Annotated in this window: 11 protein-coding genes; 7 read left to right on the forward strand and 4 right to left on the reverse strand. The window is 41.1% G+C overall.

Annotated elements, in window-relative coordinates:
• Positions 1-56: 56 nt before the first annotated feature.
• Together FTU22_RS08325 and FTU22_RS08330 are read left to right on the forward strand one after the other, a co-directional pair.
• Entirely contained in the window at positions 57-1370 is a 1314-nt protein-coding gene (locus FTU22_RS08325) for a DcaP family trimeric outer membrane transporter (protein WP_180093893.1), read from the forward strand.
• Between the two features lie 369 nt (positions 1371-1739).
• Positions 1740-3869, forward strand: coding sequence for a TonB-dependent receptor domain-containing protein (locus tag FTU22_RS08330; protein ID WP_180093895.1), 2130 nt, complete (start codon positions 1740-1742; stop codon positions 3867-3869).
• Between the two features lie 106 nt (positions 3870-3975).
• Here FTU22_RS08330 and FTU22_RS08335 read toward each other — a convergent pair whose 3' ends face one another.
• Positions 3976-5412 (reverse strand): amidase, encoded by a 1437-nt coding sequence (locus tag FTU22_RS08335; RefSeq protein ID WP_180093897.1) that lies wholly within the window; start codon positions 5410-5412, stop codon positions 3976-3978.
• A gap of 120 nt (positions 5413-5532) precedes the next feature.
• Entirely contained in the window at positions 5533-6957 is a 1425-nt protein-coding gene (locus FTU22_RS08340) for a PLP-dependent aminotransferase family protein (RefSeq protein ID WP_180094102.1), read from the reverse strand.
• A gap of 197 nt (positions 6958-7154) precedes the next feature.
• Here FTU22_RS08340 and FTU22_RS08345 point away from each other — a divergent pair, with 197 nt between their 5' ends.
• Complete coding sequence (locus FTU22_RS08345) at positions 7155-7952, forward strand: hypothetical protein (RefSeq protein WP_180093899.1); 798 nt, start codon at positions 7155-7157, stop codon at positions 7950-7952.
• A gap of 235 nt (positions 7953-8187) precedes the next feature.
• Here the strand turns inward: FTU22_RS08345 and FTU22_RS08350 are convergent, their stop codons facing one another.
• Together FTU22_RS08350 and FTU22_RS08355 are read right to left on the reverse strand one after the other, a co-directional pair.
• A complete protein-coding gene (locus FTU22_RS08350) occupies positions 8188-8346 on the reverse strand; it encodes a hypothetical protein (RefSeq protein ID WP_180054701.1) in 159 nt (52 codons plus the stop codon).
• Between the two features lie 121 nt (positions 8347-8467).
• Complete coding sequence (locus FTU22_RS08355; RefSeq protein ID WP_078193328.1) at positions 8468-9349, reverse strand: LysR family transcriptional regulator; 882 nt, start codon at positions 9347-9349, stop codon at positions 8468-8470.
• Between the two features lie 163 nt (positions 9350-9512).
• On the opposite strand from FTU22_RS08355, the gene FTU22_RS08360 reads away from it, so the two are divergent.
• The 4 genes from FTU22_RS08360 (at position 9513) to FTU22_RS08375 (ending at position 14929) form a co-directional block, all read left to right on the forward strand.
• Positions 9513-11030, forward strand: a complete 1518-nt coding sequence (locus FTU22_RS08360; RefSeq protein ID WP_180093901.1) for a CoA-acylating methylmalonate-semialdehyde dehydrogenase — start codon at positions 9513-9515, stop codon at positions 11028-11030.
• 15 nt (positions 11031-11045) lie between these two features.
• Positions 11046-11936, forward strand: a complete 891-nt coding sequence (gene mmsB / locus FTU22_RS08365) for a 3-hydroxyisobutyrate dehydrogenase (protein ID WP_180093903.1) — start codon at positions 11046-11048, stop codon at positions 11934-11936.
• 89 nt (positions 11937-12025) lie between these two features.
• Entirely contained in the window at positions 12026-13681 is a 1656-nt protein-coding gene (locus FTU22_RS08370) for an AMP-binding protein (RefSeq protein ID WP_078193325.1), read from the forward strand.
• Positions 13682-13801: 120 nt separating this feature from the next.
• A complete protein-coding gene (locus tag FTU22_RS08375) occupies positions 13802-14929 on the forward strand; it encodes an acyl-CoA dehydrogenase family protein (protein WP_180093905.1) in 1128 nt (375 codons plus the stop codon).
• The last annotated feature ends 56 nt before the right edge of the window (positions 14930-14985 follow it).

Below are 14985 nucleotides of genomic sequence, written 5' to 3' on the forward strand. Positions count from 1 at the left end.
TAGTGGGAAATTGTGACAAAAAATAAGGAAAGGGCATCGCCCAAATCGAGGTCAGGATGAAAACTCAAAAGCTAAATTTAGTAAAAAAAACCTTTAAAATTAAACCGATGATACTGGCTTGTGCAGCCGCGTTCCCCATGTGGACACATGCAGCAGTCAGCGAAGCTGAAGTTGAGCAGTTGCGTGAAGAAGTCAAAGCGTTAAAAGCCATGATGCAGCAATATGTTCAACAACAAAACACATTGTCGAGTGAAATCAAAGACGTAAAACAACGACCTGTAGTTGCTGCACAAGCACTAAAACCGACTCAAACACCGAGCCTGAGTTTAAATACCAAATCGGGCGCTGAGTTTAGCTTGTATGGCAATGTGCGTGCAGATGCATCTTATCAGGCAGAAGGCGGCAGCTTATCTCGCCTGTATAACCAAATGAATAGTGTTCCGCTAGAAGGGAATGCTGAAAGTTCAGATCGTTTAAAAGCAACACTTGCTGCCACACGTTTAGGACTAGACTTTAAAACGCCGACTCAAGTGGGAGATGTAGGCGGTAAAATTGAAGTCGACTTTTTGGGCGCAAATGATGGACTGCGGATTCGTCATGCCTATTTGACCTATGGTGATTGGTTGGTGGGGCAAACATGGTCTAACTTTGCTGTACCTGATTATATGCCTGAAACCATTGATGCATTGGGCTATGTCGGTGGTGCTGTTAAGCGTACACCGCAAGTTCGCTATAGTCACAAATTTAGTCCTGAGACAAATCTTGTGCTTGCAGCAGAAGATTCTAAGGATGACAGTTCAAATATGCGTTTGCCTGCATTAACAGCGCGGTTAAACCATAAAATGACAGATACACTCATGTTGAGCGCACGTGCGATGGGTGCTGAAAAGAAAACGGATACGGATACAGAAACCGCATGGGGACTTGGTCTGGGCGCAAAGCTAGATTTGACGGATAAAACAGTGCTCAAAGCGGATTATTACCATGTCAAAGGCGACAGTAGTTTTGTGTCATGGACGAACCAAGGTTTTGTGACCAATGCGGATAAAGACATCATCGCCACCAATGAATTTGATTCGATTACTGTAGGTTTAACTCAACAAATTTCAGCACAATGGCGCGGAACATTGGGCTATGGTTATATGAAAGCAGATAATAATGCTGATTATGTCAACTCATTAGTCGATAAAACCAAGGCCAATAAAAACTTGTGGCAAGCATGGGCAAATGTATTTTACAGCCCTGTTAAGCCGATTAGTTTAGGTCTGGAATATGTCTACGGTGAACGTGAAGCTTTTGGCGCCGCACCAAATGGCAGTACTAAGGGGGAAGATAACCGAATCAATGCAGTCGCGATGTACAACTTCTAATGCTATTACAGAAAATAGTTTAATTTAAATTGCCTTAGAAATTTCAATATCAATTTAACGAGAGCGTGATTGGAAGTATGTTCAGGTTTTGACATCTAACTTTCCGACAATCTTTCAATGCGTGCTCTCAATTCATACTAGCCCTTGATCTTCACTGATTGAAGGCTTTTATCTTATTTAGAAACTTATATTTTTTGACTAAAAAATATAATTATCTGTTTTATTTCATTTAACAAATCATTTGAATATAAAAATACGAAGAAGGATATTGATAAAAATCATGAATTTTGAAATATTTTGATACATACATGACGATAAAACACACTACAATCCTTGCCGTAAATTTCGTTTCACTTAGAAGACGCAATCATGGATGTCCCTCAATTTTCCAAATATAACAACACGTCACTTAAGCTTTTAAGCCTGATGATGCTTACTGCAATGGCACAATATAGTGTTGCAGATAGCAATGTATTACCTGAAATCACCATTAACGTTGAACAAAGTTCAATGGATGATCAAATAAAAAAAGCACTGACTAAAGTAAATGGTGCAACCAATGCGATCGTTGCAGCAGACATTCAAGATGTACCCAAGCGAACAAATGCTGATTTATTTAAAAATCAACCGGGGATATACGCGGCATCTTCAGGAAATGAAGGGGTAAAACTGTCGATACGTGGCTCGGGGATCAATCGTGCACCGGGGGCGCATGCTTCAGGGTTGTATGTAACCTTAGATGATTTGCCATTTACAGGGCCAGGAGGAACACCTTATGAACTGCTTGAGCCGCTGTGGGTAGACCATATAGAGGTTTTACGGGGGGCTAATGGTTTAACACGTGGTGCATTAAGCTTGGGGGGGCTAATTAACTATGCTAGCCCAACTGGAAAAAATGCAGCAAAACTGTCAGTGCATCATGAAATGGGCAGCCACGGTTATCAAAAAAGTGAAATCAATTCAGGACAACAAATTGGCGACTTAGACTATTATCTTTCCTTAACGCAAAGTGATGATGACGGTTTTCAAGATCATGCTTCAAGCCAGAGCAAAGGTTTATCGGCCAATGTGGGATATCAAATAAACCCTAACCTAGATACACGTTTTTATCTGCGTTACCGAGAGACTGAACACCAAACACCTGGACGTCTAACCCAACAACAGATTGAACAAAATCCAAAACAAGCAGTAGCCCAAAATATCTCGCTGAATAATAATCGTCCGCAGCCGGGAAGTCTTTGGTTGGCGAATAAAACCAATATGACTTTGGCCTCGGGCGATCGTCTACAGTTGGGTCTGGCCTATCATCATTATCCGATGGATTTGCAAGAAGGTTTGTATAGTACCGATGTTGACTATGATGATATCAGTACCTTATTTAACTACCAATTTGACCGAATCTTGTGGGGGCATGAAAGCCAAAATACCTTAGGTTTTCGTAGTACTACGCATTTGCCAGTTGGTCAGGTCGTTGAACGTTTGCGTGTAGCGCAAGGCGCCTATGCTGCGGGTACAGAAACGCGGCATTATACCTACCAAGGTGGTGACTATGTTTTACATTATGCCAACGCCTTGGCACTACATCCACAGTTTTGGCTCGATAGTCGAGTTGCATTGGCGTACACCCATCGTGAAAGTGAAGTGACATGGCCTGTGCAAAGTCATAAAGAAAATATTCGTGAATGGAATGTCCTGCCATCGCTAGGTTTTCGATATCAAATCCAACCAGAAACACAGCTCTTTGCCAATGTTAGTCGAAGCTTAGAAGCACCACATCCATGGGCTTTAATTTGGGGTTCTGATCAATACTTCCCAGATGGTAGTGGCGCAGCAACGGGACGCCAAAGCGCTCCGATTCATTTGAATAGTCAGACTGCGAATACATTTGAACTGGGTGGGCGTGGTCAACATGCACTAGGTGAGTGGAATATTGCATATTACTATTCACAGGTTAAAAATGAACTGTTGGCTGTTGAAATCCAAACAGAGCCTAAAAAGATTATTGCCGAATCGAATGCTTCAGACACCATTCATCAAGGGATTGAATTCGGTTTAAACAGTTCACTTTGGCAAAATGATGAATATGGACAAGTTCAACTGAAACAAGCCTATACCTTGAATGATTTTCACTATAAAAATGATGCGGTATTTGGAAAAAATGAGCTTGCAGGTATACCAAAACACATCTATCAGGCTGAACTGAAATACGAACATCCTTTAGGCTTTTATGCTGCGGTTAATACACTTTATGCCGCAAAGGTCACAACCGACTATGCCAATAGTTTCTACGCAAAAGATTGGCAAATTTGGGGAGCATCGTTCGGCTATATTCAACCGCAAAAACAGTATATGGCTTGGTTGGATTTCAGAAATATAGCCAATAAAAAATATGCATCTACCGTGACACCGGGCTATAACGATGCCGGCAAAGATCCTGCTCGTTTAACACCTGGTGAAGGTCGGGCGGTATATGCAGGACTGACGTATCATTTTAATTAAGCATCTTGTATTCCAATACAGTGATCCCTTGAAAAGCCTTATTCTGCGGATTTGAATAAAAAAAGGGAGCCAATCAGCTCCCTTTTTTAAACCTTTGATTAGTTTGTTAAGCAGTTCGAGGCATATCTTGAATACGTCGCCATGGCTGAGCTTCTTCAATTTCATATGCCAGTTCGATCAAGGTTTTTTCATCACCGACATCGGCTGATATTTGCATACTGATCGGTAGTCCGTCGTTTTGCGTTTCTCCCATAGGAATCGACATACCCGGCGCACCCACTACATTTTGAATAGGTGTAAATGTCACATAGTTCTGAATACGTTCAAATAATTGGTCAAACGGTAATTGAGGTGATAAATAGCCAATTTTAGGTGTGGTATGTGCAAGTACAGGCGATAGCAAAACGTCATAATGCTTAAAGATTTCACGATATTGTTGCTGCATTTTCTTTAATCGATACAGAAACAGCGGGGTTTTATAAAAGTTCTTTTTATACAACTTCGATAAACCAACGGTTAAGTGATCTAACTCTTTGGGATTAAAGTCAGCGCCAAAGATTTTCTTGCCAAAGGTACTCAGTAAAAAGGACAACATCCCCCAATATTCACTGAAATCTTCAACAAAGCTTAAGGAAAAAGGTAACTGAAGTTCTTCAACATGATGGCCTAATTTTTCTAAGAGTGCTGCGCTATGCATTAACGTTGCAGTTGTTTCGCTATCTATTTGCCCTGTAATCGATTGCGGGACTAAGCCTATGCGTAGTCGACGTTTAGAAGGCCCATGAATCATGCCTATGCGTGGCAACTTTTTATTGTAATAATTTGACTCCATTCCTGCATAGAAATGAGCAGTATCTCGTATGCTACGGGTTAGGACACCTTCACTGATGATATTAATCGGAAGAGAAGCTGCTGCTTCACTGTCATAAGTACGGCCACGGCTAGGCTTTAATCCAATCAAACCGCAGCATGCAGCAGGGATACGAATCGAACCACCGCCATCATTGGCATGGGCAATCGGAACTACACCGGCTGCAACGAGAGCTGCGGAACCCCCTGAAGATGCACCGCAGGAATAACCTAAATGCCAAGGGTTATAGGTGGCTGATCCATCTTTATATTCGGTGCTGGCATTTAGACCAAATTCAGGGAGCTTGGATTTTCCTAATACGACAAACCCTTGATCTAAGATTTGTTGGCTAATTTGAGGATTACGATCGGCTGGTTTTAAACCTATGGCCTTTGAACCATGGCGGGAGGGCAATCCTTGATAATCTAGATTATCTTTAAAGAAAAAAGGGACACCCGCAAAAAGACCATGTTCAACATATTGATTTTGCTCTAAAGCACGCTGAAAACAGTCCAGTTCAATGGCATTTAGATGGGGGTTCACTTGTTCCGCACGTGCAATGGCCGCTTGAGTTATTTCTTGCACGGAGGCTTCTTTAGATTTGATGAGCTGTGCAATCCCCACAGCATCCAGATCTGTGAGTACATCCGAACTAAAGGCATGTATGCGTTGACTGTGTTTTTGATCTTCCATGAACGAACCTATTTGTTTTTTGAATTTTGGTAAATGTTGAATGAATTCGTTGTTATCTCAACAACAAATATATGTATTTGAACAATATCTGTTTGAGCATAATGATGACAATAAAAATTGTCAAATATTCATCTGATCTGAGGAAAGTGCAGAGATTGTACTAAGGAGGGCATCTAAAGCCTGTTGAATCTCATCCTTCCATGCAAAGGAACAATTTAAACGGATATATTGAGTTTTGGCTTCTGATACGTTAAATAAACGGCCTGGAGCAACACCGATCTGCTGTTGAATTAAGGCTTCATAGACCGCCATGCTTTCAATATTTTCTGGTAGTTTTAACCAAAGAAAATAACCACTTGGATGATATTGTAATTTGCATCCAGTCGGTAGGCGGCTTTCTAAATAACGGTAAAACTGTAATTTATGTTGCTGTAGACTTTTTCTTAAGACCCGTAAATGTTTTTCATAATGATAATTTGAAATAAATTCCACCAAGGCATTTTGCAATAAGGTATTGACGGAAATAGTACTCATGAGTTGTAAGTGTTGAATCGCTTGAGAGTATTTACCTGCATGCACCCAACCCACCCGAAATGCAGCGCCCAACGTTTTAGAAAAAGAAGAGCAATGTAAGACCATATTATTTTGATCAAAGTATTTCATTGAAACAGGTTTCTTAGACGCATAATGCATTTCTTCATACACATCGTCCTCAATTAAATGCACATGATATTGGTGTAAGAGCACGGCAATTTTTTGCTTGATTTCATCACTCACTGTGAAGCCCACAGGATTATGTGAATTCAGCATCAACCAACAGATCTTGACGGGATAAGTTTTTAAAATATGTTCAAACGCGGTTAAATCAAAACCGTCTTGTGGATGTTCAGGTAAGGTCACCACTTTAAGGCCTAAGCGCTCTGCAGCTTGCAATGCGCCATAGAAAATATTTTGCTGTAACACAATATAATCACCCGGTGAGGCAATGGCCTGTAAGGAAAGATTCAGTGCATCCATACAGCCTGAGGTAATCACAATATCCTCTGGATCTGTGGCAATGCCTTGCATGCAATAACGCTGTGCAATCAACTTACGAAGGGCTAAATTACCGGGTGGAAGATTATCAATGGCATCGTAACTTTTGGGATTTCGGGAAATTTGCCCCATGATTTGGGTTAACTTTTTAGAAAAAACAATGTCTTGAGATGGAAAGGCTGAACCCAATGGAATGATTTTTTCATCTTGTATTGATTTTAAATACTTAAAGACCAGAGAGTTAATTTCAACCGGTGTGTTTAAGGACACGATTTGAGTTTGTTCAGCTTCTATTTCGAGTAAGCCTTGCGCCACATAGTAGCCAGATTTCTCACGTGCATAGATTAAGCCACGTGATTCCAACTCCTGATAAGCATTCATGACCGTGATTAAACTAAAACCGGACAACTGCACTTGTTCACGTAAAGACGGAAGTTTTTCGTGCGCTTTTAAAGTGCCATTTTCAATCAGTTGACGTAGGTGCTGTGCGAGCTGTTCCGATTTATACATAGTCATCAACAAGACAAGATTCTGTTATAAATATATCAGTAAAATTAATTGTGCATTATATTTTTATAACAGATGAGTCTGTACTGTTATATGTTTTTTCAAATTCACTGTATCTAGTTTTAAGCTTGAATTTTTTATAAGGTGCATTGACCACAACACTTGTGGCGTCAAATGGTATGGAAGTTAGGGAGTTGAGTATGTTTAAAGCCAGTGAATTAGAACTGTTACAACATTTACTGGTGGATGTTCCATTGACAGATTCAACGCTGCATCTGTTGCAACAACAGCATACTAATTTAGAAGCGGTGCTTTTACGAAGTCGAATTTTGCGCCAAGTACAGCAAGTGGGCTATGTCAGTATTTGTCAGGAGTATATGCACGCCAAGGCTGAAAATGCGGCTTTTTTATTTGCACCCTTTATCTTAGCGAATTTGAATCAGAAGGTGATCTACGCTACACCACAAAGCCCTGAAAATGTTGCGATATTGAATCGTTATTATCATGCTGAGGCTAAACTTAGCGCATTTAAAGTTGATGATGTTTTATCGGGACTCAATGTCTACATTGAGCTAAATAATGAACAGCTATCGCCAGCAGAATACTTCTATTTTAGTTTGATCAATAGCTTATGTAATCCGAAAGTTTCCAAAATTATTTGTATTACACATCTACATATCGACTTAGAAAAATTAAATCAGCTTGCTGAATATTTAGATGTTGAAATCCATGTCTTGGCGGATAACGCTGAACCGATTGACTTTGATCTAAATAAAATCAATATGTTAAAGCTGCTATTTAAAGACAAAGATCAGCAATATATCGATTTATGTCAAAAATTTTCGTTTATTAATGCGCAAATTTTACAACGATTAGGTTTATATGAGTTTGACCGTGCGCAAGTCTTGGTAGAAGACATGTTTTATTCAGAACACATCTTTGAAAAAATGTCGGTATACGGTGAATATATTCAAACGCATCTACAGCACCAAGTTTAAAAAAACAGAGTCCTGCATAAGCGATTCAGAGGGGAAAGTAATTTTATAGCTGTAATTTGATCACTTTAAAAATGCAAAAAAGCTTGTAAATCTAGACTTACAAGCTTTTTTTAAATTCAAATTTAAACCAATTTATTTGGCCTAATGATCAATACAATATGATCTGATCACTAGCAAACATGAAATGTAAGATATACATGCAATAGCGAGTTGTAATAAGTGAATAGATTATCGCTTAAGGTATATAGGAATTATCTGCACCAACGACAAACGCTACACCAATACAGAATAAAAGCACATAGATTGAGAACCAAATAATGGCACGTTTAAAGGCCTTATCTGAAATTTCACTGTCTGCATATTTTTGCGGTTTTTTAGGCTCTTGATTGCTCATAAGATGTACTCTAAATCCCTAGTGGTTATAGGTGATTATTGGGGTATATCGCCTGAAAGCATAGATACAACATTCATCTAAATTTCTATAACAGTTATAGTTTGGAAGGTAGCTTCATTTCTTAATCCATTAATAAACTATGATATTGGTCAGTTCTTTTTCTCAAAAAGTCCCAAACAAGTTTAATGCGTGGCTCATGTTGTAAATCGACTAAGGTCAACATCCAAAAGGTATGTACAAAACGAACATCTTGCGCCAAAACTTGTTCTAATTCGGGTTTTTCCTCAGCCAAAAATTTGGGCAATATTGCCAATCCAGCACCCGCACTCACGGCAATTTGTTGCGCCAAAATACTACTACTTCTAAAGTTTGCATTGAGCTGAATAGGTAAACGTTCTAAACAATACAGTTCAGGGCTATAGACAAGATCATCTATATAGTTCACAAAAGTATGTGATTTTAAATCTTCTAATGTATGAATGGGTTGCGTGTTTTTTAAGTATTCTTTACTGCCATAAATCTTTAAACAATAGTCTGCCAATCGAGTAATGATATAGGGGCCTGATTTTGGTCGATCGATGGAAATAACAATATCTGCTTCACGATGTGAAAGCTTGATCATTTTCGGCACAGGAATAAGGTCGATAGTCAGCAAGGGGTATTTTTTGGACAATTCTGCCAAGAGCTGTGTCAAAAATGCTGTTCCAAACCCTTCGGGTGTGCCAATTCGCACACGACCTTGCATAGGTTGGTTAGGTTTTTCGATTTGTAAAAAAGCCTGTTCCATTTGTTCAACGCGAGGAACCAGTGCCAAACCTTCTAAAGTGAGCTCATAACCTGTGGCTTCACGTTTAAATAATGGTGTGCCTAAAGCCAGTTCTAGCGCATGTATACGTCGAGAAACCGTACTGTGCTCAACTCCAATAATACGTGCGGTATTGGTTAGGGTTTTCGCACGAGCCAAAACCAAAAAATACTGTAAATGATCCCAATCTACTTTCATTGTTATTGTCATCCCTGTGCATATTTGCACATCAATCGTGCGTGAATCTCTATTGGTAGTCAAAATTTTCTTTGCTAGTTTGAAGTGAATTGGAAAATATAAATATAAGGCTTTTGGATATTTTCTAAGTCAGTACAAAACAATAAGTGCCTATGGAGAGGTCATGAACACAATGTCAAATATTCAGTCAGCGACGGCTAAATTATTAATTAACGGTAAATTTGTAGAGTCAAACACTACAGAGTGGCAAGACATTCTAAATCCTGCAACACAAGAGGTTTTGGGTCGTGTTCCAATGGCGACTATGGAAGAAGTGGATGCAGCGATTGCTTCAGCGCAAGAGGCTTTTAAAACATGGCGCTTAACGCCTGTTCAAGCACGTATGCGCATTATGCTGAAGCTACAAGATCTCATCCGTAGCAATATGAAAGAGATTGCCCGCGTACTGACTGCTGAGCAAGGAAAGACACTTGCAGATGCTGAAGGTGATATTCAACGTGGTTTAGAAGTCGTTGAGCATGCGTGTTCGGTTGGCACACTTCAAATGGGCGAATATATAGAAGGTGTTGCACGTGGTGTGGATACCTATACCTTGCAACAGCCTTTGGGTGTATGTGCAGGAATTACACCATTTAACTTTCCTGCGATGATTCCACTGTGGATGTTCCCAATGGCGATTGTCAGTGGAAACACCTTTGTTTTAAAGCCATCTGAACAAGATCCATTGTCGACCATGATGCTTGTCGAACTTGCGATTGAAGCCGGTATTCCAGCAGGTGTATTAAACGTAGTGCATGGTGGTAAGGATGTCGTTGATCGTTTATGCACACATAAAGCTATTAAGGCCATTTCGTTTGTTGGCTCTACGGCTGTTGGTACACATGTATATAACCTTGCAGGACAGCATGGAAAACGTGTGCAGTCGATGATGGGGGCCAAAAACCATGTGGTGGTAATGCCGGATGCCAATAAAGAACAAACTTTAAATGCTCTCGTTGGTGCAGCATTTGGTGCGGCGGGTCAGCGTTGTATGGCTTTGTCTGTTGCTGTCATGGTTGGTGAAAGTAAAGAATGGGTTAATGAACTGGTTGAAAAAGCCAAAACGCTGAAGGTCAATGCAGGGCATGAACCGAATACCGATATTGGCCCAGTCATTTCACCTCGCGCAAAAGCACGTGTACTGGATTTAATTCAAAGCGGTGTAGAGCAAGGTGCGGAGTTGCTGCTGGATGGTCGTGATGTTCAAGTCATTGGCTATGAGCAAGGAAACTTTGTCGGAGCAACGATTTTTAATCAAGTTTCAACCGATATGCGCATCTATACCGAAGAGATCTTTGGACCCGTATTAGCCATTATTCATGTCGATACTCTGGAGCAGGCGATTGAATTGATTAATGCCAATCCATTCGGCAACGGTGTCGGACTATTTACACAAAGCGGTGCAGTCGCACGTACATTCCAAAGCGATATCGATATTGGTCAAGTGGGTATCAATATTCCAATTCCTGTACCTGTTCCTTTCTTTAGCTTTACAGGATCGCGTGGTTCAAAACTGGGTGACTTAGGTCCATATGGTAAGCAAGCAGTTCAGTTCTATACACAAACCAAAACGATCACCAGTCGTTGGTTCGAAGATACACAAGAAAAAGGTGAAGTGAATACCACCATTAACCTACGTTAATTTAGGAGTTCAAGGATGAATATTGCCTTTATCGGTTTAGGAAACATGGGCGGAAAAATGGCCCAAAACCTACTCAAAGCAGGTTTTACGGTTTACGGTTTCGACTTAAGCGAAATTGCGATTCAGCATTTTACTGAAGCAGGTGGCATTGTTTGCCAAAGCCCACAAGATGCAGCGAAACAAGCAGATGTTGTGATTAGCATGTTGCCTGCTGCCAAGCATGTCAAAGAAGTGTATTTGGGAGAAAATGGTGTATTAGCGGTAATGAAAGCAGGAAGCTTATGTATCGATAGCAGTACCATTGATCCGCAAACCATTAAGGATATAGCCGAGGCGGGTGCTGCACATCAGATAAAAATCTGTGATGCACCTGTTTCAGGCGGCACTATTGGTGCTCAGGCAGGTACATTAACCTTTATGGTCGGTTCAGATGATCAAACTTTTGAAAGAACCAAAGCTGTATTGGGGCACATGGGTAAAAACATTGTGCATTGTGGCGATGTGGGTGCAGGTCAAATTGCGAAAATTTGCAATAACTTGATTCTTGGTATTTCCATGGCAGCCGTTGCTGAAGGTATGGCGCTCGGTGCGCGTCTGGGGATTGATCCTCAAGCCTTAGCAGGTGTGGTGAATAGTTCGAGCGGACGTTGCTGGAGTTCGGATGTATGTAATCCATGGCCGGGTATCTCAGCAAATGCACCTGCGGGACGTGGTTATACCGATGGTTTTGCAACTCAGTTGATGTTGAAAGATCTAGGATTGGCTGTAGAAGCCGCAGGACAAGTCAAACAGCCGATTATTTTAGGTGGACTGGTTCAGCAGATGTATCAACAGCTGTGTTTACAAGGTAATGCACACTTAGATTTTTCAAGCATTGTGCAGCAATACTTACCTAAGGACGCTTAATCGCTTTGAACACCAATCTAGCCTAGGGATGGCTAAAAATACTAACACTCGTGTCGGAATAACAATAAATTGAGACTGAGGTAGAGAAGATGTCGAATTATCAAGATGTTGCAAAGGCATTTGACTTAAATCATGCTGCCAAAGAAATGTTATCAGGCTCTTTAGAGCAATTAAATGCATGTTATGAATGCTGCGACCGTCATGCGATTGATCAAGATAAGGTTGCACTGTATTGGCAAGGCAAAGATGGGCGGAAAGAACAATATACCTTTGCAGAGCTGCAACAGTGGTCAAGCCAATTTGCCAATTTTTTAAAGTCACAGGGTGTGCAAAAAGGTGATCGTGTATCGGGTTTATTACCCCGTACAGTTGAATTACTTGTGGTGATTTTAGGGGCTTGGCGAATAGGTGCTGTATATCAACCGCTATTTACCGCCTTTGGCCCCAAAGCCATTGAACATCGTTTACACCTTGCACAAAGCAAATTGGTGATTAGCGATGTTGGTAATCGCAGTAAATTAGATGAAGTTGCACATTGTCCTCAAATCGTTACTGTTGCAGATCCAGCGGGTCAAGGGATACAACAGGGAGATTTAAACTTTTGGGATGAAGTAAACGCACAGTCTACAGATTGTGAAATTGTCCTACAGAGCATCAATGATCCATTTCTTTTGATGTTTACTTCAGGTACTACAGGTCCTGCAAAGCCCTTAGAAGTCCCGCTTAAAGCTTTGATCGCTTTTGGTCAATATATGAAAAATGCGGTAGGGCTACGTGAAGATGATTCGTTTTGGAATATTGCCGATCCGGGTTGGGCTTATGGTTTGTATTACGGAATTACTGGGCCACTTTTACTTGGACATGCAACACTCTTTTACGAAGGTGGTTTTAGCATTGATAGTTTGTGTCAGATCGTAGATGACTACAAAGTGACGAACCTTGCAGGCGCACCGACAGCGTATCGAATGATGATGGCGGCTGATCCTGAACAAATGGCAAAACTCAAAGGGAAATTTAGAGTCGTGAGTAGTGCTGGAGAGCCGCTTAACCCTGAAGTGTTCCGTTGGTTTAAACAAGTCCTCGATGCACCGATCTTTGACCATTATGGTCAGACTGAAGTTGGTATGGTGGTGTGTAATCACCATGGTTTACAACATGATATTCGCGCAGGTGTCGCAGGTTATGCCAGTCCGGGATATCGCGTGGCGGTTGTTGATGAACAAGGGCAAGAGCTAGCTGCAGGAACGCCAGGAGTACTGGCTGTCGATATCAGTCAATCACCGATGATGTGGTTTGGTGGCTATAAAGAAAGTCGTAAGTCACCCTTTGTAAAGCATTATTACCTCACGGGTGATACCGCAGAATTACACGCAGATGGCAGTATGAGCTTCGTTGGTCGTAATGATGATGTGATTACAACATCAGGTTATCGTATCGGGCCATTCGATGTTGAAAGCGCTTTACTTGAGCATGATGCAGTGATTGAAGCTGCGGTCATTGGTGTACCTGATCCGGATCGGACAGAAATTGTAAAAGCTTTTGTGATTTTAGCTGAGCATGTCACAGCGTCAGAAGAGTTAGCAGAGCAACTAGGGCAATTTGTGAAAAAGCGCTTATCTGCACATGCTTATCCACGATTGGTGGAGTTTGTTCAAGAACTGCCGAAGACTCCAAGTGGAAAAATTCAGCGTTTCTTATTAAGAAATCAAGAGATTGCAAAACAATCTACGCAGCATGCAAGTTAAATGACGCAACGATTAACCCTAAATGAATGCCGAACAATCAGGATCAAAATCAAGCTTTCATTCAGTTTTAGTCATTTTCAAACTGGATGAAAGCAATTGATTGATGTACAGGAAGATAAGATGCAATTTACCGAAGAACAATTATTAATTCAGGACATGGCACGCAGTTTCGCACAGGAACAAATTAAACCTCAAGCGGCCGAATGGGATAAACACGGTACCTTTCCCAAAGCGGCTTTAGCGCAGATGGGAGAACTGGGTTTATTGGGTATGTTGGTATCAGATGAATGGGGTGGTTCAGATACAGGTAATCTTGCCTATGTTATGGCTTTAGAAGAGATTGCCGCGGCCGATGGGGCAACCTCAACCATTATGAGTGTACATAACTCGGTAGGCTGTGTTCCTATTGCTAAATTTGGCACAGAAGAACAAAAGCAGAAATATTTAGTGCCTTTAGCACAAGGCAAAATGATCGGTGCATTTGCATTAACTGAGCCGCATACAGGTTCAGATGCTGCTGCCATTAAAACTCGTGCAGTAAAAGATGGCAATGAATGGGTGATTAATGGTGCTAAGCAGTTTATTACCTCGGGATATAATGCAGGGGTCATTATTGTCTTTGCTGTGACTGACCCAAGTGCAGGGAAAAAAGGCCTGAGTGCTTTTATTGTCCCAAGAGAAACACTCGGCTATGAAGTGATTCGTACTGAAGAAAAGCTTGGATTACATGCCTCAGATACCTGTCAAATTGCACTAACAGATGTTCGTGTGCATGAAAGCTTGATGTTAGGAAAAGAAGGTGAAGGTTTGAAAATCGCCTTATCAAATCTAGAAGGCGGTCGTATTGGTATAGCGGCGCAAGCGGTTGGTCTTGCACGAGCAGCATTAGAAGAAGCAACCCGATATGCCAAAGAGCGTATTACTTTTGGAAAGCCGATCTTTGAACATCAGGCAGTTGCGTTCCGATTGGCAAGTATGGCAACAGAAATAGAGGCCGCACGCCAATTGGTCTATCACGCGGCACGTTTAAAAGAAGCAGGGCAACCTTGCTTAAATGAAGCGTCTATGGCCAAACTTTTTTCATCTGAAATGGCTGAGCGTGTTTGCTCCGCAGCATTACAAGTCTTTGGTGGTTATGGCTATCTCAAAGATTTCCCGATAGAGCGTATTTATCGTGATGCACGTATTTGCCAAATCTATGAAGGTACGAGTGATATCCAACGTTTAGTAATTGCCCGCAGCTTATAACGTTGTTATTAAGACATTTAAATGGAAAGGCGTCAGATATGAAGCCTACTTATAAA

Source organism: Acinetobacter sp. YH12076, from assembly GCF_013419525.1.
Classification (GTDB): domain Bacteria; phylum Pseudomonadota; class Gammaproteobacteria; order Pseudomonadales; family Moraxellaceae; genus Acinetobacter; species Acinetobacter amyesii.